Origin of the sequence: Bacillus sp. AFS001701 (assembly GCF_002559405.1) — a bacterium.
GTDB lineage: Bacteria > Bacillota > Bacilli > Bacillales > Bacillaceae_G > Gottfriedia.
On record NZ_NTZO01000518.1, the window covers coordinates 1 to 798 of the forward strand.

A 798-nucleotide genomic window follows, 5' to 3' on the forward strand; every position below is an offset into this window, starting at 1 on the left:
TTTGTTTTCTCCCTCTTTTAGTACGAACAATGATAAAAGTGTAACGATTAAGGAGATAATACCGAAAATCGTCCAAATTACCCTCCACCCTAAAGATGGAAAGTAATCACTTATATTGGTCGTTATTATTCCGCTTAAAAGCATCCCTGAACCTACACCACTCAATAAAATCCCAAGAACAAGCCCTTTTTTATTGGCAAATTGAGTAACCATTAGAGACATAAGTGGTGCAAATACTAATGAACTTCCTGCCCCAAGTAGAAACATGATTAGCATGACAATATAATATGATTTTGCAAATGAAAGAAGGAACAGACAAACTGTAACTAAAAATCCTCCGGCTAATACAATTTTCTTTATGCCAAACTTTTGGGCTAAAATGCCAATAAGTGTTGAGATGACCAAAAATCCAAGTGAAATGATCGTAGCTAAAAATCCTGCCTGAGCGTAGTTAATAGCTAAATCTTCTTGCATAGAAGGCATTAATACACCATAGGCTAATCTTGCAAATCCTGATGTCGCAATGACCAACAAGTAACCTGCTATTAGTTGAGAAAACATTGAACTTTTCTTACTCGTCATTATATCACCCTCCAATAAAAAACCGTTCGGTCTTTTTTCAACCAAAAAAATATTTAAATCCAATTCTGTACTATAAAACATCTGATTTTAAAACATCGCTCCTTCCTCAATCTTATTCAATTCATTCCAGAAAAGAACAATTGGTCTGTTATAATTTAACAACTTATTCGATAATAAGTCAATAAATTTTTAAGTATGTAAGATAAAGTTCTTGAT

At 33.1% G+C, this 798-nt stretch carries 1 protein-coding gene; it reads right to left on the minus strand.

Translation table 11 applies throughout. The features are described from left to right. Nucleotides 1–582 (minus strand): MFS transporter (locus CN514_RS21845; protein WP_176526029.1); only part of this gene is annotated, 582 nt, incomplete at its 3' end. Between the last annotated feature and the right edge of the window lie 216 nt (nt 583–798).